17 protein-coding genes and 2 tRNA genes are annotated in these 19,229 nt (G+C 57.6%); 12 read left to right on the plus strand and 7 right to left on the minus strand.

Annotated features, from left to right (window positions below):
• Window positions 1-57: 57 nt before the first annotated feature.
• A complete protein-coding gene (locus tag FHX05_RS00435) occupies window positions 58-1,410 on the minus strand; it encodes an extracellular solute-binding protein (protein WP_112337419.1) in 1,353 nt (450 codons plus the stop codon).
• A 325-nt stretch (window positions 1,411-1,735) separates the two neighbouring features.
• On the opposite strand from FHX05_RS00435, the gene FHX05_RS00440 reads away from it, so the two are divergent.
• Complete coding sequence (locus FHX05_RS00440; protein ID WP_183870367.1) at window positions 1,736-2,293, plus strand: sugar O-acetyltransferase; 558 nt, start codon at window positions 1,736-1,738, stop codon at window positions 2,291-2,293.
• Window positions 2,294-2,310: 17 nt separating this feature from the next.
• Here FHX05_RS00440 and FHX05_RS00445 read toward each other — a convergent pair whose 3' ends face one another.
• A complete protein-coding gene (locus FHX05_RS00445) occupies window positions 2,311-2,622 on the minus strand; it encodes a hypothetical protein (protein WP_015339668.1) in 312 nt (103 codons plus the stop codon).
• A 116-nt stretch (window positions 2,623-2,738) separates the two neighbouring features.
• Here FHX05_RS00445 and FHX05_RS00450 point away from each other — a divergent pair.
• The 3 genes from FHX05_RS00450 to FHX05_RS00460 all read left to right on the plus strand — a co-directional run bounded on the left by FHX05_RS00450 (window position 2,739) and on the right by FHX05_RS00460 (window position 4,014).
• Window positions 2,739-2,813: transfer RNA gene (locus tag FHX05_RS00450), tRNA-Asn, on the plus strand.
• Between the two features lie 296 nt (window positions 2,814-3,109).
• Window positions 3,110-3,514 carry a DoxX family protein gene (locus tag FHX05_RS00455; RefSeq protein ID WP_183870368.1) on the plus strand — a complete coding sequence of 135 codons (405 nt, stop codon included), beginning with the start codon at window positions 3,110-3,112 and terminating at the stop codon, window positions 3,512-3,514.
• 311 nt (window positions 3,515-3,825) lie between these two features.
• Window positions 3,826-4,014 carry a hypothetical protein gene (locus FHX05_RS00460; RefSeq protein ID WP_081598371.1) on the plus strand — a complete coding sequence of 63 codons (189 nt, stop codon included), beginning with the start codon at window positions 3,826-3,828 and terminating at the stop codon, window positions 4,012-4,014.
• Window positions 4,015-4,201: 187 nt separating this feature from the next.
• Here the strand turns inward: FHX05_RS00460 and FHX05_RS00465 are convergent, their stop codons facing one another.
• Both FHX05_RS00465 and FHX05_RS00470 read right to left on the minus strand, forming a co-directional pair.
• A complete protein-coding gene (locus FHX05_RS00465) occupies window positions 4,202-4,369 on the minus strand; it encodes a hypothetical protein (RefSeq protein ID WP_183870369.1) in 168 nt (55 codons plus the stop codon).
• A 337-nt stretch (window positions 4,370-4,706) separates the two neighbouring features.
• Complete coding sequence (locus FHX05_RS00470) at window positions 4,707-5,813, minus strand: porin (RefSeq protein ID WP_015339672.1); 1,107 nt, start codon at window positions 5,811-5,813, stop codon at window positions 4,707-4,709.
• Window positions 5,814-6,867: 1,054 nt separating this feature from the next.
• On the opposite strand from FHX05_RS00470, the gene FHX05_RS00475 reads away from it, so the two are divergent.
• Window positions 6,868-6,941, plus strand: a tRNA-Cys gene (locus FHX05_RS00475).
• Window positions 6,942-7,538: 597 nt separating this feature from the next.
• Here the strand turns inward: FHX05_RS00475 and FHX05_RS00480 are convergent.
• Window positions 7,539-7,979, minus strand: coding sequence for a Rap1a/Tai family immunity protein (locus FHX05_RS00480; RefSeq protein ID WP_112338269.1), 441 nt, complete (start codon window positions 7,977-7,979; stop codon window positions 7,539-7,541).
• Between the two features lie 455 nt (window positions 7,980-8,434).
• On the opposite strand from FHX05_RS00480, the gene FHX05_RS00485 reads away from it, so the two are divergent.
• From FHX05_RS00485 to exoR, 6 genes are all read left to right on the plus strand, one after another.
• A complete protein-coding gene (locus tag FHX05_RS00485) occupies window positions 8,435-9,085 on the plus strand; it encodes a protein-L-isoaspartate O-methyltransferase (RefSeq protein WP_112610129.1) in 651 nt (216 codons plus the stop codon).
• A gap of 258 nt (window positions 9,086-9,343) precedes the next feature.
• Window positions 9,344-10,207, plus strand: a complete 864-nt coding sequence (locus FHX05_RS00490; protein WP_183870370.1) for a DUF2497 domain-containing protein — start codon at window positions 9,344-9,346, stop codon at window positions 10,205-10,207.
• Window positions 10,208-10,329: 122 nt separating this feature from the next.
• Window positions 10,330-13,173, plus strand: coding sequence for a valine--tRNA ligase (locus tag FHX05_RS00495; RefSeq protein WP_183870371.1), 2,844 nt, complete (start codon window positions 10,330-10,332; stop codon window positions 13,171-13,173).
• A gap of 431 nt (window positions 13,174-13,604) precedes the next feature.
• Complete coding sequence (locus tag FHX05_RS00500) at window positions 13,605-14,864, plus strand: OmpP1/FadL family transporter (protein WP_183870372.1); 1,260 nt, start codon at window positions 13,605-13,607, stop codon at window positions 14,862-14,864.
• A 311-nt stretch (window positions 14,865-15,175) separates the two neighbouring features.
• Window positions 15,176-15,553: a hypothetical protein gene (locus tag FHX05_RS00505; protein ID WP_210294784.1), complete on the plus strand. Its 378-nt coding sequence runs from the start codon at window positions 15,176-15,178 to the stop codon at window positions 15,551-15,553.
• Window positions 15,546-16,349 carry an exopolysaccharide production regulator ExoR gene (gene exoR / locus FHX05_RS00510; RefSeq protein ID WP_112338273.1) on the plus strand — a complete coding sequence of 268 codons (804 nt, stop codon included), beginning with the start codon at window positions 15,546-15,548 and terminating at the stop codon, window positions 16,347-16,349. The genes FHX05_RS00505 and exoR overlap by 8 nt, the downstream gene beginning before the upstream one ends.
• Window positions 16,350-16,412: 63 nt before the next feature.
• Here exoR and xth read toward each other — a convergent pair whose 3' ends face one another.
• The gene (gene xth, locus FHX05_RS00515) at window positions 16,413-17,204 is read right to left on the minus strand and encodes an exodeoxyribonuclease III (RefSeq protein ID WP_112610135.1); all 792 of its coding nucleotides are present in this window, start codon (window positions 17,202-17,204) and stop codon (window positions 16,413-16,415) included.
• Between the two features lie 129 nt (window positions 17,205-17,333).
• Window positions 17,334-17,666, minus strand: coding sequence for an iron-sulfur cluster insertion protein ErpA (erpA, locus tag FHX05_RS00520; RefSeq protein ID WP_112610137.1), 333 nt, complete (start codon window positions 17,664-17,666; stop codon window positions 17,334-17,336).
• A gap of 308 nt (window positions 17,667-17,974) precedes the next feature.
• Between erpA and FHX05_RS00525 the strand changes: the two genes are divergently transcribed.
• Complete coding sequence (locus FHX05_RS00525; protein WP_183870374.1) at window positions 17,975-19,192, plus strand: deoxyguanosinetriphosphate triphosphohydrolase; 1,218 nt, start codon at window positions 17,975-17,977, stop codon at window positions 19,190-19,192.
• Window positions 19,193-19,229 lie beyond the last annotated feature (37 nt).

The raw sequence follows: 19,229 nt of genomic DNA on the forward strand, positions 1-19,229 counted from the left end.
TAACGAACGTCCGCCGGGAAACCCCGGCGGACGCCGTTCTGTTACGAGCTTTGCCGCTTATGGCAGCTGCTTGCCCTTGTAGGTGGCTTCGAAGCGCTCAAGAACGGCGTCGCCGTTCTTGACGAGGTTGTCGATACCTTCCTGGACGCTGACCTTGTTGGCGAAGATGGCTTGCATCTGGTTGCCGAACTCAGCGCGAATCTGCGTGAAGCTGCCGAGGCGGATGCCGCGGGTGATCGCGGTCGGCTCGGAAGCGGTCAAGCTGGCGATAGCGACTTCGCGGCCCTTGAAGGGAGCCTTGTCGTAGAAGCCGGAGGACTTCATGAATTCGAAGCCGGACTTCGTAACCGGGATGTAGCCGGTATTGGTCGACCAGAAGAGAGCGGTTTCGGGCTTGGCGATGAAGTTCAGGAACGCGGCAGCGCCCTTATATTCGTCAGCCGATTTGCCGGAGAGAACCCAGAGCGAAGCGCCGCCGACGAGCGAGTTCTTGCGCTCGGTGCCTGCGTAGACCGGAAGCTCGGCAACATCCCAGTTCATGTCGGCCTTATGAGTCTTGCCGACCGTACCATGGTCGCCGACTGAGGTCATGATCATCTGGCAATCGCCGGCGGCGAAGGCCTGAACCATGTCCTGACCGAGATCCTTGGACTTGATCTTGATGAGGCCCTGGTCGTACCAGCTCTTGAGGTCCGTCACATACTTAACGAACTTCGTCTTATTGACGGTAAGACGCGCGTCGAGGCCGTCATAGCCATTGTTCTTCGTGGCGATCGGCTGATCGTGGATGGCCGAGAATTGTTCCATCAGCTGCCAGCTTTCGTTGCCGGAAATGTTGATGGCCATCGGGCATTCATAGCCGGCACCCTTAAGCGCCTTCATGTCTTCTGCAGCTTCTTCCCAGGTCTTCGGCGCGGCGGTCTTGCCGATCTTCGCGAAGGCATCCTTGTTCCAGTAGAGCAGGGCGGTGGAAGAGTTGAAGGGGAAGGAGAGCAGCTCGCCCTTCGAGGTGGCGTAGTAGCGGGCGATACCCGGGAAATAGTTGTTCCAGTCTACCTTGTAGCCGTTTTCAGCCATCAGTTTGTTGACCGGATAGTAGGCGCCCGAAAGCATCATGGTCGCGGTGCCGACGTCGTAGACCTGAACGATCGTCGGCTGCTTGTTCGCGCGGAAGGCGGCAATGGTGTTCTGCAGAGCGGCGTCGTAGCTGCCCTGGCTGACGCAGGAAACTTCATAATCCTTCTGGGAATCGTTGAAATTCTTGCAGAGCGTCTCAACGACGCGTTGAAGGTCGCCCGACAGACCGAACCAGAAATCGAACTTGACCGGAGCTGCGGCAGCCGGCATCGCCAGGGCGACGCTCATGACGCCCGCAGCGGCGGCAGAAATGTAATTTTTAAGTTTCGACATATCCCTATTTCCTTTTGAAAGCTCGGAACCGGTGGTCTTGCGCAAGTCCGCGGTAGCGCGGGTTATAGACAAGCTGTGTGACAGTTTGTTGTGGGCAAGAATCCCGCATTGACGGGCTTTTTCATAAGGGCAGCGGCTCTGTGGAGCAGCGTTCACTTCAGGATCGTGCATTTGAGGTTTTGCTAATCAAAGGGTGTAGGCTGCGCACGTTCACTCATAGATTGCGGTTCGATCAAGAAGGCGCGATGGTCTTCCTTGCCTGTGCCCCGGGCGGTGTTGCAAGATCGCCGCCGGGACGTTCGGAAGGCATTGGAGGAATGAGAATATGGGTCTCAGCGAGCGGCAGAAAATGGCGGCGGGGGAGTGGTACTGTTGCTTCGATCCGGAACTCGATGCCTTGCGCTGGCAGGCACGCGAGGCTGTGCATGCACATAATACAATGCCGCCCGCCCAGCGCGACAATCTTGCGCCGGCTTTGTCTGCGCTTTTTGCCGAGATCGGCGAGAGCGTTTTCATCGAGGCGCCGTTTCATTGCTCCTATGGCATCAATATTTCGCTCGGCCGCCGAGTCTACATGAATGCCGGCTGCACCATCCTCGACAGCGCCAGCGTCCGCATCGGCGACGGCAGCATGCTGGGGCCGGGGGTCCATATCTATTGTGCCGAACATCACAAGGATGCCGAACTGCGCGGAGCGGGCATGGAGGTCGCACGGCCGGTAACGATAGGCAGAAGCGTATGGATCGGCGGTGGAGCGATCTTGGTCGGCGGCATCACGGTGGGCGATGGCGGGATCATCGGCGCCGGCGCGGTCGTCACCAGGGATGTTGCAGCCGGTGCGACTGTTGTCGGCAATCCTGCTCGTCCAGTTCGCGCGGGATAGCAGGAGTGTGCCGCGCTTTAGTTTGCCGGGCGGCGTTTTCGTGTCCACCATACGGCGAAGCGGCGGCGCCAGCGGCGAACCATCGGCATGTCGTGCGAGAGCACGATGAAGCCCAGTGGCAGCATCCAGAAGCCGAGCACCGGCAGGAAGCCGAGCAGTCCGCCGAAAATCAGCGCTATCCCCACGCCGACGCGGGCAAGGCGCGATCGGGGCAGGGGGATTCTCACAGAGCCGAAAACCAGCTCGCGGGTCGCGGGATCAATGCCAAAACGGCGGGTTTTCCGGCCATTCCGATCGGCATTTGCGGTCGTTTCACTTTGATCGGTCATCCACAGGAAATGGTGGCGCGAGGAAATAATGCAAGAGAATTCATTTTTTTTGAAAAAACCGCTTGGCAAATCGGGAAAGCATTTGTATTACCCCGCTCACACCGCGCCAAGCGCATTCCCTGGTAGCTCAGCGGTAGAGCATTCGACTGTTAATCGACAGGTCGCCGGTTCGAATCCGGCCCGGGGAGCCACTTTTTTCCACAGAACTGAAGTAGATAACGGCGCTAGAGCGCCCGGTTGAGTCTAGTTCCGCTTCTGCGGTTCTTAAGGCTGATGAACGCGGCCGAGCTTATAGCAGCGCATTTTTGCAGTTTTATTGCACCTGCCTCGCGGTAGTGATTTCCGCAGAGGCTCGTTCGGTTCGATCACCGCATCCTCGTTGACCTGTCTTTCCCACTCATGCCAGATTGCCGCCGCTTGTCAGCCAGGCACCAATGCCGGCGGGCAATTCAGGGATATCGGCCAGATTCGGCGGATTGGGGATAAAATGGCTGAGAATACGAGCTTTCGTGGTGGGGTGGCGCTGGGCTGGATTCTGAGCGCGATTGTTATTCTTGCATTGGCGGCCGATGCCGCTGTCGATCTCTTTATGCCGTCATTGATTGGCCCGCAGATGGCGGAGACGGGCTTTCCCACCAATCTAGGCACGGTGGTGGGTTTGATCATCCTCATCAGTGTTGTTGTTTACGCAATTCCGCGCACCGCGGTTCTTGGAGCGATCCTCACGACCGGGTTCTTCGGCGGCGCCATTTGCACCCATTTGCGTCTCGGAGAAATCGGTTCTCCACCACAACTTATCAGTTTATTGCTCGGCATCATGGCATGGGGTGGTCTCTATCTTCGTGACAAACGTATTCGGCGCCTGTTGCCCCTTCGTTCGGTGGACGACTGAAAATCGAGCGCATGCCTCATTCACGATTTTTGCGATGCAATAACAATATCTTGCGCTGCACTCTTCTTCGCACGGGATGGCGAATGGTAGCGGGCTAATGAGATTGTGCCAAGATGATGCATCCGTGCTTTTCGAGAGCGCGCGGAGGCGGCTCTCGGTTGGATATATGTGGTATTTCTGAAAAAATTAGTTCAAGGTATGGTTGCTCTCACGAATGTGACGGCATGTTCATGTGCCGTTAATGCGATGCGGCACATGAACATAATGCGCGATCCGCGCAGCATAGTCCCCCAATGCTTTAGAGGTTCGACATGAAAAATCTGATTCTTGCTTCTGCAGTAGCTGTGGCGTCGGTCTTTGCCTTCAGCGTGCCGTCCGAGGCCGCTCCGATGCATCATCGTCATTACCATCAGCACCATCATCATCACTGCCATGTGAAGAAGGTAAAGCGCAAGGTTCATGGACGCTGGGTTATCCGCCATGTGCGCGTCTGCCGCTGATCGGAAGACGCTTGGAACCGGCGCAGGTTCCTCTTAAAACAATAAGGCCGCCGCCGGAGTTCCGGTGGCGGCCTTATTGTTTGTGTTATTCCTCGAAGTGATCCGCTGCCTACCTTGTGTCCGGCGTGAGCTTGGCAGGTATCATTCCGATAAGGCAACAGGCCGCACTAAGGCCGAATCTCGAATATCACGCCGCCATGGCGGCGATGATGATAGCGACGGTCGTCCCGCCATCTGTCATCCCAATGGCGGCGGCGATCCCAGCCGCGGTCACCATGCCAGTGACGGCGATCGCGATCACGCCAGCGGGGACGGTCGTCATCGCCCCATCGGCGCGATCCTTGCTCTTGCACAAGGATAAGATCCGACGCGCGCGATATGGATGGACTGCTCGGCGGCGCGGCCATCGCGGGCAGGGCGGCGGGTAGCGCGGAGCCTATAGCCAGTGTCACGCTCAAGGCGAGTGAAGCAAAGTGGTGTCTCAAGTTTCCAACTCCTGTAGTCAGCCATGTCCCTTTCATCGCTAAACGCCAGGGCATCGACTAGGTTCCCCTTTTCGTTGACTGGAGATCCCTGTGACACGCGTATTGATCGCAGGAGGAGCGGCTGATTGCGGATGTTGCATAAAAAAGGAGGCCGGCAGGGAAAGCCGGCCCCCTTCCTTCTCTGATCGGAGGTCAAGTCTGATCAGGTTAGAAGTTGCGTTCGAAGCGCAGGATGCCCGAAACGGTGTCGTCGTGGGCATAGTCATAATGAACGTAAGTCAGTTCTGGCTCGACCAGGAGGTTCTTGACCGGGTTGAACTTCAGGTTCGTGGTTGCTTCGAAGATCTTCGAGTCGCTGTAAGCAAGCTGCAGGTTCCACTTCAGCTTATCGTTGACCGGAACGCCGACGCCGCCCCAGACAGCCCAGTCACCCCAGCCGCACTTCGATGCGTTGACGGTACCGTTCGGTGCCGTGCAAGCGGAGACGTCTTGGTTGGTGCCAGCATACTTGTTGAGCTTGTCGCCGTCCGTGTTCCAGCCGCCCATCAAGAAGGCCGTGAATGCGCCGAAGTCAGCATCGACGCGAGCCTTGATGGCGCCTTCTTCGACGATCGAGTCGTAACCGCCGACGACCTTGAAGCCCCATGCACCGGACTTGAACCCAGCACCGGCAACGACGTCAGGAGCGTAGTGGTTCTGCCTGTCATCCGTCCACCAGCTTGCGCCGTAAGATGCCGAACCGGTTGTGGCGGAGTTGGAATCTTCGAGCGAGATCACGGCCGAGAAGCCGTTGCCGCCGTCATATTCATAGGTCAGCTGGTTCAGTTCGTACGGACCGTCATAGATCACGTCGTCGTTGATGACGTCGCCGGCATAACCAATGTACAGATTGTACTGCGAGTCCTTCTTACCAACCGTAAAGCCGCCGAGGCTGATATAAGACCACAGCAGGTTGGTGGAGGTGGAGCCGCCATCGTTCCAGTCCCAGCGAACGATGGTTTCGGTCTTCAGCGGACCGTATTCGGTGTCGGTTGCGGTATCAACGTTCAGTTCGGCGCGGGTATGCCACAGCGTGCCCTGATGGCTGTCACGGTTGTAAGCGTTGTACCACTCACCTTCGGTACGTACCTTACCGCCGATCTTGAGGCAGGTTTCGGTGCCCGGGATGAAGAAGTAGCCAGCACCGTATGCGTCGCAGATGCGGACGTATTCCAGCGGCTCCGGCTCAGCTGCTACGATCGCATCAGCCGCGTGAGCACCGGATACTGCTGCAAGCGCAGCAGCGGAGCCGAGAAGAAGGCTCTTGATGTTCATAATAACTCCAATCTTTCTTGATTGGGCATGAGATATCGCGCCGAAAGACGACGTGCCCAACCCCATCCCGTTCATGTTCCCTATCAGTAGGTGCGAAGTAATAAGCCTCGCGAACTATTTCCTGAACCTGCTTCGGTGATTTGGCAAGATACTAAGGGTATGGAACTATATGTGCCCTACTTGAAAATCAGCGTTGTTGCAAAAATGACGCAATTCGCGGAGCTTCGTCGGTCACAACGCTGTCGGATCACAGTTGAATAGGCCCTGCCCACGAAACGTAAAGCGTTTACGCCGCCACGCGTTAGAGTCGACGGCGGGCGATGGGGCGAGTGAGGGTAGAGACGGCTGAAGTATGATGTTAACGGCAATCGAGCTCAGCCGTTTGCCGTCCGTGTGCGTCGCGATCTCGAGACACTTTACTGAACTGTGAGTGTGAAACAGTTGTCGGGCGGGAAAACTGAGTATCATTCTGTAGCGGAGAAGAGGGCAACTTGTCCGGCTTCCGCCCCGTTGCGATCGCTGCTGTTTGGCTGTGGTGCGTCCGACGACATTACTGGGGGCGTAGTCTCGTCGGACGCGGCACTGTCCGGTCTGTGGGTGGCGTACAAACCGGTAGTACTAATTCTAGCATCTACCTTCGGTCCCTATAACCTACCTGAATGGGCTGGCATCGACCGCGCCTCCGGACGGGTGGCGATTCCCCGAGTTGGCAATGTTCTTTTGCTCCTGAGACCCGGTTGGTTCGCGATAATTCGGCGCGATTGGCGGAGCATCCGGGTTCGCCCGTTGTCGGCAGCTGCGTCTCATGTTGCAGTCGGTCTTTGCCGATGCCAATGAAGGATCGGGTAGGCGCGTCTGATTGTCTATATCGGGCGTGTCCCGTGGGCCTGAAACCGAGCCGCTCGTTAAGGCCTAGGGGGGCGGCATTTTGCTCGCCCGCATGAGCAAATATCTTTTCGAAATGAAAAAAGGACAGGATTCGGAATGAACCCTCTTGCGGTTTTCTTTGGATCATTCTAAATCCGCGCCACCACAACGCAAATTGCTTTCGGATGGCCTCGTGGCGGAGTGGTTACGCAGAGGACTGCAAATCCTTGCACCCCGGTTCGATTCCGGGCGAGGCCTCCATCTCTTTCAAAACTGATTTATAAGTATCTGATTTCATTTTGTGTTTTCAGCTTTGGCAATCGTTGCCCCTGAGCTTTCCTCGCATTCACCGCCTAATATGATTTCGGCCGTTCCATCCAGCTAATCAAAGCCTCGAGCAAAGGATCGCTACGCCGTGATCACGAGAGATCGCGGCCGGAGCATTAACTCCAGCGGCTGGGAACTGCAGTTTCCTTACGGTGGGATGAACTTGGATTGCAGGTTATGACGAAGCCGCCAGCCTGACGGTGCCGCTGAATTCGCGATCCATCAAAAGCAAAAGCGGTCCAGTCTAGGGAAAAAACTGGGCCGCCTTTTGCTGGACTAGAGGTCAATCAAATTCAGCATGCTAATTATAAGATGGACTTAGTATTTGTCAACGGAGATGCGAGACTGCGCCTTCGTGCATCGCACGCGGTGTTCTCCACTTGATGGCAATCCTATCTCGCAAGAGCGTCTCCGCTGTGCATTCGGTGCGCAATATTGGCGGACAGGGCCGTCATCTGGATCGGTGCTCGAAATTCTGAGACATGTCCGCAGCGGCGTTGCAGCATGGAACATCGGGCCTTGCTGGCGGGCCTATTCCTCAAGGCATGGAAAGGCGAATTTATAGGCGCGTGCGATCAGAGAACTGGCGGGCCGCTCCAGTTGCCAGGAGTGCTCTGCCATCCATTTGCAGGCTATCGTCGTTGCCTTTGTGTTGCTGAGCTCGGGCGGCAGACAGAAAGCGCCCACGAACTGTTGAAGGTAGCGCTCGTAGCGCGACGAGTTTTTTGGAGTTTGCTTCGTGGCCCGGATCGTCAGGTTCTTCGTTCGCTGGGCCTCATCGAGAATGCCCTGAATATAGACCGAAGCGAGCGTTCGGTCCTCCTCGCACCATTCATCGAGCTGCTTTCCGGTAACGACATGTCCGATGATCGGGGCTGTGTCTTTCGCCTCATCCTCGCTTGATGTTTCCTCGCTCAACGCGACTTGGGGCAGGAGAAGGAGAAGCGCTGCGGCGAAGAGCGAAAGCCTCATTCGGAAAACCTACATCATCGAGGAAAGACTCGCGGCCAGAAAAACCACCAGCGGCAGCGACGTTACGACGAAAAGAACGAGAGAAACAGGCATCCGCAGCCACCTTCTATTCAAATTTAATATCTGGGCCGAATGGCTTCGGGCCGGAAGGTCGATTGGTCACCACACGGGTCCAACGCATCGAAGCGTGGTCGCGCGAAGTTAACATTTTGCTAACAGACGTCCCGGTCCGGAGCATGGCGGATCCGCAAGATGTCGCATATCCCGGATGCAGGGCGCTGACTTGTAGCTGACTTGTATTTGCGGATATCAATTGTTGTTCGTCGGCGACGCCTCGCCATGAATCTCTGCGGCTGTTGCCGCAATGCCTTGAAAGCGCGGCGTCAGGCGATTAAGACACGCGTAACAGAAAGTAGAGCCAGCTCGTTCTGGCACCAAGGGCGCAAGAGGATAAGATGGATTTCGAAGCAGCGCGCGTGAAGATGGTCGAGAACCAGATCCGGACGACGGATGTCACCTCCCATTCCGTGTTGAATGCATTTTTCGCCGTGCCGCGCGAAAATTTCGTACCGGAGAAGTCGAAGCTCCTGGCCTATGTCGATTGCGATATCGAGGTCGCTCCTGGCCGTTTCCTGATGGAAGCCTCGCCGCTAGCAAAGCTGCTGCAGCTCGGCGCCATCACCAAGGATGACAAGGTTCTCGATGTCGGCTGCGGCACGGGTTACGTGTCCGCCGTCTTGTCGCTTCTCGCCGGCAAGGTTATCGCGCTTGAATCCAACGAGGAGCTCGCGGCTCAGGCGAAGGCTAATCTTGCCGCGCTTGGCTACGACAATGTGACCGTCGTTGGCGGTGACCTTGAAAAGGGTCATGCCGCCGATGCACCCTATGATGTGATTTTCCTCAACGGTTCGATCGAACAATTGCCGCAGGGCCTGCTCGACCAGCTCGGCGAAGATGGCCGCCTTATCACCGTTATCGGCTATGGCCATGCCGCGCGCGCCACCGTTTTCATGCGCGAACGCGGTGCATTTTCGGAAAACGTCTTCTTCAACGCCTCGATCAAGCCGCTGCCGGGCTTTGCCAAGGCCAAGGAATTCGTCTTCTGATTTCGTAAAGGTCCGATGATTGAGCTTGCGACAGGCACCTTCGGGTGCCTGTTTTTTATTGTCGCGCCCTGTGGCAGAATCACGCTTAGCAGAGCGATTCGTCGTGATCGTAACAAAACTGTGCATCACCGGGTTTAGTGCTTTTCAGGTGATTTTGTTCCCGAAGACAGTCATCTAGGGTGGCCCTGATTCGGGTGCCGCCTGGCGAGTTTATGGTGCGAGTTTCCGGTCGTCGAATATGGGAAAACGGGGATGAATATGGCTCAGCCAAATGTAGTGCGTGAACCGTCCATGGAAGAAATTCTGGCGTCGATCCGCAGGATCATCGAAAGCAATGAACCCGTAGGTGCCAAGCCGACCCCCATGACGCATTTTGCCGCTTCCGGCATGCGTGACGACGACATTCAATTGACTGTGGATGAAGAATTCGCCGCCGCCGATCGCGCACGCGCTGCCGAGCAGGATCCGCGTTTCGTTGCGGCAAATTCGCAGGCGCCCGCTGTCGAGCCGGAAGGTGCCGGCCGCGGTCTGTCGCTGGCCGATGTTGCCGCGCGCGTGCGCGCTGCCTCCGAACGCAATACCGCCGCCTTGCTGAATGCCGGGCGGGAGCCGCAGCCGCGTGAGCTGCCGCCAGCCATAGCCGCACGCCTCGCCGAGGTACACGTCGAGCCGATCGCCGATGTCCCTCTGAGACAGGCCATTGGAGATGTTGCCGCACCGGTTGCTCAGCCTGTTTTGCGGGTGGCCGAGGTTGAACCCGAGATGGAAGAGCAGAAGCCGATGGCTGCCGCTATGGCGCCTCAGGTCGCAGCACCCGTCGAGGCACCTATTTTTGAGGCGCCGGAACCAGCCGTTGCCATGGAAGTGGAAGCACCCCTGCCGTCGGCCCAGGCCGTGTCTGTGTCTCCACTGCTGTCGGAAGCCGCCGGCGCACAGGTTTCCCGCTCGTTCGAGGAATTGGCCGCCATCGTTGACGGCGGTCCGCGTCGCTCCCTTGACGAGCTTGCCCAGGAGATGCTGCGCCCCATGCTGCAGGAATGGCTCGACGATAACTTGCCGACCCTTGTGGAGCGCCTCGTGCGTGAGGAAATCGAAAGGGTGGCTCGCGGTTCGCGCCGCTGACAGGCCTGAGCTTCGGGTAGCCGATCCGCCGCTCCGGGCTCCGGGGCGGCTTTTTTATTGACTTGCCCACAGCCATCCTATTTACAACCCGCATCACCCAGTCCTCTAGATCCGGTCCTAAAATGCTCGACAAAACATATGATTCCGCCACCGTCGAACCGAAGATCGCCCAAAAATGGGATGAGGCCGACGCCTTTCGCGCCGGCGCGAACGCCAAACCGGGCGCGGAAACCTTCACGATCGTCATACCGCCGCCGAACGTGACCGGTTCGCTGCACATGGGCCATGCGCTGAACAACACGCTGCAGGACATCATGGTGCGGTTCGAGCGTATGCGCGGCAAGGACGTTCTCTGGCAGCCGGGCATGGACCATGCCGGCATCGCCACGCAGATGGTCGTCGAACGCCGTCTTGCCGAACGCCAGCAGCCGGATCGCCACAAGATGGGACGCGAAGCCTTCATCCAGAAGGTCTGGGAGTGGAAGGACGAGTCCGGCGGGTTGATCTTCAACCAGCTGAAGCGCCTCGGCGCTTCCTGCGACTGGTCGCGCGAGCGCTTCACAATGGACGAGGGTCTGTCAAAGGCGGTTCTCGAAGTCTTCGTCACACTCTACAAGGAAGGTCTGATCTATCGCGACAAGCGGCTGGTCAACTGGGATCCGAAGATGCTGACCGCAATTTCGGACATCGAAGTCGAGCAGCACGAGGTCAACGGCAATCTCTGGTACCTGCGTTATCCGCTGGAACCCGGCGTCACCTATCAGCATCCGATCGCCTTCGACGAAGAGGGCAAACCGACGGAGTGGGAAACGCGCGATTATCTCGTCGTCGCCACCACGCGTCCGGAAACCATGCTCGGCGATACCGGCGTTGCCGTTAATCCGGAAGACGAACGCTATAAGCCGCTCGTCGGCAAGCATGTTATCCTGCCGATCGTCGGTCGCCGCATCCCGATCGTTGCCGACGAATATCCGGATCCGACGGCGGGAACTGGCGCGGTCAAGATGACGCCTGCACATGATTTCAACGACTTCGACGTCGGCAAGCGCCGCGGCCTACGCGTTGTCAACATTCTGACGCCGGAAGCGACCATCACCATCAAGGACAACGAGGATTTCCTTGAAGGTCTCGACAACCCTGCAGCCCTGCACGGGGCCTGGGACGAGCTGGAAGGCAAGGACCGCTTCGAGGCGCGCAAGATCATCGTCCGCATTTTCGAAGAATCGGGCCTGCTGGACAAGATCGAGCCACACAAGCACATGGTTCCGCATGGCGACCGTGGCGGCGTGCCGATCGAGCCGCGCCTGACGGAACAGTGGTATGTCGACGCCAAGACGCTCGCCGAACCGGCGATCGCCTCGGTCCGCGAAGGGCGTACGAAGCTCGTTCCGAAAAGCTGGGACAAGACCTATTACGACTGGATGGAAAACATCCAGCCATGGTGCGTTTCCCGTCAGCTGTGGTGGGGCCATCAGATTCCGGCCTGGTACGGTCCCGATGGCCAGGTCTTCGTCGAAAAGACCGAGGAAGAGGCACTGCAGGCCGCGATCCAGCATTATCTGTCGCATGAAGGGCCGATGAAGGCCTATGTCGAGGACCTGTTGGAGAACTTCAAGCCGGGCGAAATCCTGACGCGCGACGAAGACGTGCTTGACACCTGGTTCTCGTCGGCGCTTTGGCCTTTCTCGACGCTCGGCTGGCCGGATGAGACGCCGGAACTGGCACGCTACTATCCCACGAACGTCCTCGTCACCGGCTTCGATATCATCTTCTTCTGGGTTGCCCGCATGATGATGATGAGCCTTCACTTCATGAAGGACGAGGGTGGTGAGCCTGTCGAGCCGTTCAACACGGTCTATGTCCACGCCCTGGTGCGCGACAAGAACGGGCAGAAGATGTCGAAGTCCAAGGGCAACGTCATCGATCCTCTTGAGCTGATCGATCAGTACGGTGCCGATTCGTTGCGTTTCACTCTGGCGATCATGGCCGCGCAGGGTCGCGACGTGAAGCTCGATCCTGCCCGCATCGCCGGCTACCGCAATTTCGGCACCAAGCTTTGGAACGCGACGCGCTTTGCCGAAATGAACGGCGCCAAGAGCGATCCGCATTTCGTGCCGGAAGCTGCCGAGCTCACCGTCAACCGCTGGATCCTGACGGAGTTGGCGCGCGCAGAGCGTGACGTGACCGAGGCGCTGGAAAGCTTCCGCTTCAATGATGCGGCAGGCGCGCTCTATCGCTTCATATGGAACCAGTTCTGCGATTGGTATCTCGAGCTTTTGAAGCCGATCTTCAGCGGTGAGGACGAGGGTGCCAAGGCGGAAGCCCAATCTTGCGCAGCCTATGTTCTCGAAGAGACCTACAAGCTTCTGCATCCGTTCATGCCCTTCATGACCGAGGAGCTCTGGGCGCACACGGCAGGCGAGGGGCAGGAGCGTGAGGGCCTGATTTGCCATGCGGATTGGCCGGCACCGTCCTATGCCGATAACGTCGCCGCCGATGAAATCAATTGGCTGATCGATCTGGTCTCCGGCATTCGTTCTGTTCGCTCGGAAATGAACGTGCCGCCGGCTGCAACGGCACCGCTGGTCGTTGTCGATGCCAATAGCCTGACGCGCGAGCGCCTGTTCCGTCATGACGCCGCCATCAAGCGGCTGGCGCGCGTGGAATCGGTTTCACTGGCAGATACCGCGCCCAAGGGCGCCGCTCAGATCGTCGTCGGCGAGGCGACGGTCTGCTTGCCGCTTGGCAGCCTTATCGATCTCTCGGCCGAGAAGGCGCGTCTTGAAAAGGCAATTGCCAAGAACGATCAGGAGATCGCCCGCATCGCCGGTAAGCTTTCGAACGAGAAGTTCGTTGCCAATGCCAATCCGGACGTCGTCGCCGCCGAGCGCGAGCGCCTCGGCGAGCTCGAGGGGCAACAGGCGAGCCTCAAGGTGGCGCTGGCCCGGGTGAGTGAAGCCGGCTGAGGCGTCGAAGCCCGGAGATCGCGCTTCGCATTTAGTAAATACAAATTGGAGGGCATGCGGTATTCGCCGCATGCCTTTTTGTTTATCCCCATCGATTCGATGCGTTTGACTGGATATGTGCCACCACATCGCCGCCAGTTTCGCACAGGCGAAACAGACTACCCCTGAAGCTGTTGGACGCGCTCGAAAAGCAAAACTGTTGTCATATTGTAACAGAATTGTTGCGGTGAAGAATGAGAATCTATCAGGGGCCGAAAATGCTATTTCGAAAGAAAAAATTACCTACACTGATAGATTTTCAGAGGCGGGGTTCGCTTTCTTACGTAAATCAATCACTCTCTTACATGACCTGTGCTCTTATGCGCCACATTGCCAATTCACGCGATCATCGCAACAATCAAGCCACTGAATGCACATGTGGGGGAGATACAATGGCATTTTCTGTTGCGCTGAGGAGCGCACTTACACTCGTTATTAGCTCGTCTTTCGCCAGTGCTGCCTTCGCGGGCGGCCTTGATCGTGGCGGCTATGATATTGATTTGCTTTTCGATAAAGGCCGTTATGCATTCGAGTCAGGCGTTACTTACGTCATGCCCGACCGTAAACTGAAGAATGCCAAGGACATCAATCCGGCCGACGGCAATCTCAATAACCGTAACCGTTCGACGGATGCGGCGGAAAATTACGCCATTCCTTATGCCGCCTTCAAGATCGGCATCACCGATGATCTCGACTGCATGGCCGACTATTCGCAGCCTTTCGGCGGGCACCTCAACGAGGGTGCAAATTGGGCTGGCGCCAATAACGAAACCGAAGTCAAGGTTCGCACGAACAACTATTCGGCCACCTGCTCGTACAAGTTCGATGCGGGGCCGGGTCAGCTGCGTCTGATCGGCGGCGGTTTCTATCAGGAAGTCAGCGGCTACAAGTCGCGCCTCGTCTACGCCACTCCGGCCCCGATTTCTGCCATTTACAACGGCATGGGTTCGCTTGACATCGACGGTCACGGCTGGGGCTGGCGCGCCGGTATCGCCTACGAAATTCCGGAATATGCCTTCCGCACAAGCCTCGTCTACAATAGCCGGGTCAAATACGACAATCTGAAGGGTAGCGTCGACCTGACCGAAGTACCGCCGCCTGTCGTCCCAGGCTTTGGTGGCAAGGTAACCTCTGTTTTCGGCTCGGCCGATGCTCCCGACTCCCTCGAGTGGAAGGTACAGACTGGCATCGCGCCGGACTGGCTCGCCTTCGGCTCAGTCAAATGGACGAACTGGAGCGTCCTGCAAAGCATCGCGCTGTGCCCGAGCTCCACGCGCAGCATATCCTGCAGGGCCAATGGCCCCACCGAGCTCACCTCGCTTGACTTGCTGTACAAGGATGGCTGGACGATCACAGGCGGTGTCGGGCACAAGTTCAACGACAAGTGGAGCGGTGCCGTCAGTCTGACCTGGGATCGCGGCGCGAGCGACGGCTATGGCATGAATTCCGATACATGGACCCTCGGCGCAGGTGTGGCCTACAAGCCGACCGAGCATGTTCAGTTCAATTTCGGCGGCGCTCTCGGCCTCATGACATCAGGCAAGTCCGGACCGGTCACGCGTGGCGGTGTCGTCTATGGCAACGATGCGACCTACAGCTTCGGCAATGACTTGGTCGCCGCTCTTCAGACATCGGTGAAAGTCAGCTTCTGATGACAAGCCGCTGAATTGAAGGAGCCTAACGACAGTTCCTTCACTTTATTATCGACGTCGCGAGCTCTCACGGGTTTCGCGACGTTTTTTATTGGATCGGGAAAAGTGGAGCGTAAACCGGGTCTTCTGCCTGATTTATGGTTAAAGAAATCTCAAGTCCGATAAAATTTTTGTGACGAATTAGCAACACTCTATTTCAAGACATTGCAGCCACGTGATGAGATTACAATTTGTCCATTTCCCGCCACAAATGGGGAGCAGCGATTACGCAGGCATAGGGGCAAGCCTTATAGAAAGTGCGTAAGCGGTTGATGGGTGAACTTCCACTTTGGCATAAGCAAAAATCGGGGATCGGAGCCATGATGCTTCCGACGCGGGGGAAAAATCGTTGTCTGCCAAGGGAAATCGTCAACCGGACGATCTTTGATTTCCATTATCGGAAGACGATTGCGGACGCTGCTTTAGCGGCGGGACGTGATCGCGACCGGACAAATGCTGGTTTGGACATAATTGCAAGCTATGCTCGCAAATGTGGCAAACAGCATCGGTTGGACGCCACAGGAGCCGCCCTCTCGAAGGGCGATCCAGTCTCGTGCGCCATCAGGGAAAACATTCGTGAAACTGACGGCGTTTGTGCAAGCGCCGTAACAGGTCCGAATGGAGCGAAAGAAATCGACTGTTATGTTTAAGTCCGAGTTCATATCAGCGAGAGTTATGATGCTCAGCCTGTCTCTTGCCACTGCGGTGGTGCTGGCAGGGCAAGCCAAAGCATTCGACATCAATGCCGGCGTCACCAAGGAATCGGGTCCGTTCGATCTCTTCAAATTCGGCTTCAAGGCCTATAAGAACGGGCAGAAGGAAGAGGCGGTCGAAGCCTATCGGTACGCCGCCGAAAAGGGTCATACCGGCTCCCGCTGGGCTCTGGCCAACATGTATGCCGATGGCGATGGCGTGACGCAGAACGATTTCGAAGCTTTCAAGATTTATAGCGAGATCGCCCAGCAGGGCGTGGAGCCAGGTTCGGAAGACACCGGTTTCTTCATCAACGCGCTGCTGGCGCTTGCGAGCTACTACAAAAGCGGCATTCCCAATAGCCCCGTAAAGATCGACCTTAATCAGTCCCGCCAGCTTTATTTCCAGGTGGCATCCACCTTCGGCGTGCCGGAGGCGCAGTTCCAGCTGGCGCAGATGATGCTATCAGGCGAGGGCGGCGCCACCAACGTTCAGCAGGCCAAGAAATGGCTGAACCAGGCGCGCAAGAGCGGCCATCCGGGCGCCATGGCCGTTTTTGGCAATCTCCTGTTCCAGGAGGGGCAATCCATTCGCGGTCTGGCCTTCATGACGGCGGCACTCGACAAGTGCAAGCCGAAGGACTGTAGCTGGATGGAAGACATGCAGGAGCAGGCCTTCTCCATCGCCAATGAGAACGACCGCCGCGTGGCCGTTTCCATGGCTCACCAGCTCGATGTCGCAGGCCCCGATTGATTGGCATTACATCGGGCTTCCCTCCGGAAAAGACGGGTAACTTTTCCCGATCGGGATTGAAGCTTAACTGCTGAAATCCAGGTGAGCGACAACGGGGACGTGGTCGGAAGGTTTTTCCCAGGCGCGCACATGCTTCTCGATTGCCGTTCCGGTGAGGCGATCGGCTGCCTCTGGTGACAGCATCAGGTGGTCGATGCGGATACCGTTGTTTTTTGGCCAGGCGCCGGCCTGGTAATCCCAGAATGAGTAAAGCTTGATCGCGTCCGTCGTCGCACGTACGGCATCGGTAAAGCCGAGATGTTCGAGCTGGCGGAAAGCCTGACGCGTCTGCGGCAGGAAGAGTGCATCGCTCTCCCAGACCTTGGGGTCGAAACAATCATGCGGCTCGGGGATGACGTTGTAGTCTCCAGCGAGTATCAGGGGCTCTTCAAGGGCCAGGCGCTCCAGGGCGAATTTGCGCAGGCGCTCCATCCAGGCGAGCTTGTAGGGGTATTTTTCCGTATCGATCGGATTGCCGTTCGGCAAATAGAGGCAGCAGATCCGCAAGGCGCCGTGCCCTTCGACGGAGAAGACCGCCTCGATAAAGCGGGCCTGTTCGTCGCTGTCGTCACCTGGCAAGCCGCGCGTCACCTCATCCGGCTTGGTTTTCGAGAGAATCGCAACGCCGTTGAAGCCCTTTTGCCCATGCGTTTCGACGTGATAGCCAAGCGCTTCGATCTCCAGCCGCGGAAAGCCTTCATCGACGGTCTTGATCTCCTGCAGGCAGACGATGTCCGGGTTCGAGTCCTTCAGCCACTGGCAGAGGTTCTCGATACGCGCTTTGACGCCATTGATGTTCCAGGTGGCGATTTTCATGGGCGGCTCATTCCTTTGCTTCGCCCTGTTGTATCCGCAGCCGGTCGGCTTGACTACAGCCCATATGAAAGCCGGCCCGAAGCGAAGGCTCCTGGCCGGTAATCAAACTGTGGAAAAGCTGAGTGAGGATCAGATGGCAAAACTTGTGCCGCAGCCGCAACTTGCGACCGCATTCGGATTCTTGATCTGAAAGGATTGGCCGAGAAGATTGTCGACGAAATCGATCTCCGAGCCTGCCATATAGACCAGCGACAGCTGATCGATCAGGACGGTCGCATTGTTCTTTTCGACAATGATGTCGTCAGCTTCGGGGCCTTCGACGAGATCGAATTTATAAGAAAAACCCGAACAGCCGCCGCCTTCGACAGCGACGCGAAGAGCGCGCTTTCCGGCATCCGCGTCGACGATAGCAGCGATTCGCTTGGCCGCGGCATCCGATAGGGTAACACTTGTCTCAGTCATATCTTCCTCCTGCCGGGGTCAAGATCCGGAGAGAACCATTAAGCCGTCGAACTTTCAAACGGCTGATATTCGTAGCCTTTAACATGAAAGTCAGGCCGGCGACAGCTATGGTTTCCTGGTTGAGCCAGACGCCATTTTGCTGTTTTCTTGTCTATAGGTATGAAGGCCGCGAAGCGGCGTCAATGGGCCGGGATGTAGGAAGAGCGGACATATGCTCACATCGCCGGGCACGGGCAGGGACCGATTGCAGGGAAACGACTGTCGCGCTGATGGCGGTGCGGGAGCCAAATGCCGGAAATGGATTGATAATGACGATTGATACGCATGCACTGGGTTTCGGGTACGGGGAAAAGGCAGCCTATGCAACGAATCCCTGGGAATCGCGCGGACGGCTCTACGAAGAAGGATCGAGCCCGACACGTTCCGAATTCCAGCGCGACCGCGACCGGATCGTCCATGCGACCGCCTTCCGGCGGTTGAAGCATAAGACGCAGGTCTTCATCGCTCAGGATGGCGACCACTACCGCACTCGGCTGACGCATACGATCGAGGTGGCGCAGATCGCCCGCGCCCTGGCGCGAGCCCTGAAGCTGGATGAGGATCTGGCGGAGGGTGTGGCGCTTGTCCACGATTTCGGCCACACGCCTTTCGGCCATACGGGCGAGGATGCACTGCATGAGGTGCTGCTGCCCTATGGCGGCTTCGATCACAACGCCCAATCCCTGCGCATCGTCACCAAGCTCGAGCGCCGTTATGCTGATTTTGACGGGCTCAACCTCACCTGGGAAACGCTTGAGGGCCTAGTCAAGCACAATGGACCGTTGATGACGCCTGACGGCAAGGGCATTCGCGGTCCGGTGCCGCGGCCGATCCTCGATTATTGCGAGATCCACGATCTCGAAATCGCCTCCTATGCAAGCCTTGAAGCGCAGGTCGCCGCGATCGCGGATGACATCGCCTACAATACGCACGACATCGATGACGGCTTGCGCTCAGGCTATTTGACCTTCGACATGCTGGAGGAGGTGCCGTTTCTTGCCAAGCTGATGACCGAGGTGAGGGCACGTTATCCGCATCTGGAGGCGAGCCGCTTCACGAACGAAATCATGCGCCGGCAGATCACCCGCATGGTGGAGGATGTGATCGCCGTTTCGCAGCAGGCGCTCGCTGAAATCAAGCCCCGCAATGTGGCCGACATTCGGGCTGCCGGGCGGATCATCGCGACCTTCTCGCCGGAGATGGCCGAAACCGACAAGCTGATCAAACAGATGCTGTTCAAGCGCATCTACCGTCATCCCGACATCATGCGCATCCGTGCCGGCGCGGCGCAGATCGTCACGGACCTTTTCCACGCCTATATGGAAAATCCCAGGGAGATGCAAAGCCATTATTGGGTCGATCATATTGCCGGTTTGGCGATCGCCCCCAAGGCAAGGCATGTCGGCGACTACCTCGCCGGCATGACGGACACCTACGCCATCAGCGCCCACAAGCGCCTGTTTGACCAGACTCCCGATTTGCGGTAGGCAGCGGCGGCGTCGGGCCGATAGCGGCTCGCGAAGC

Source organism: Rhizobium sp. BK491, assembly GCF_014194925.1.
In the GTDB taxonomy this organism is placed as follows: Bacteria; Pseudomonadota; Alphaproteobacteria; order Rhizobiales; family Rhizobiaceae; genus Rhizobium.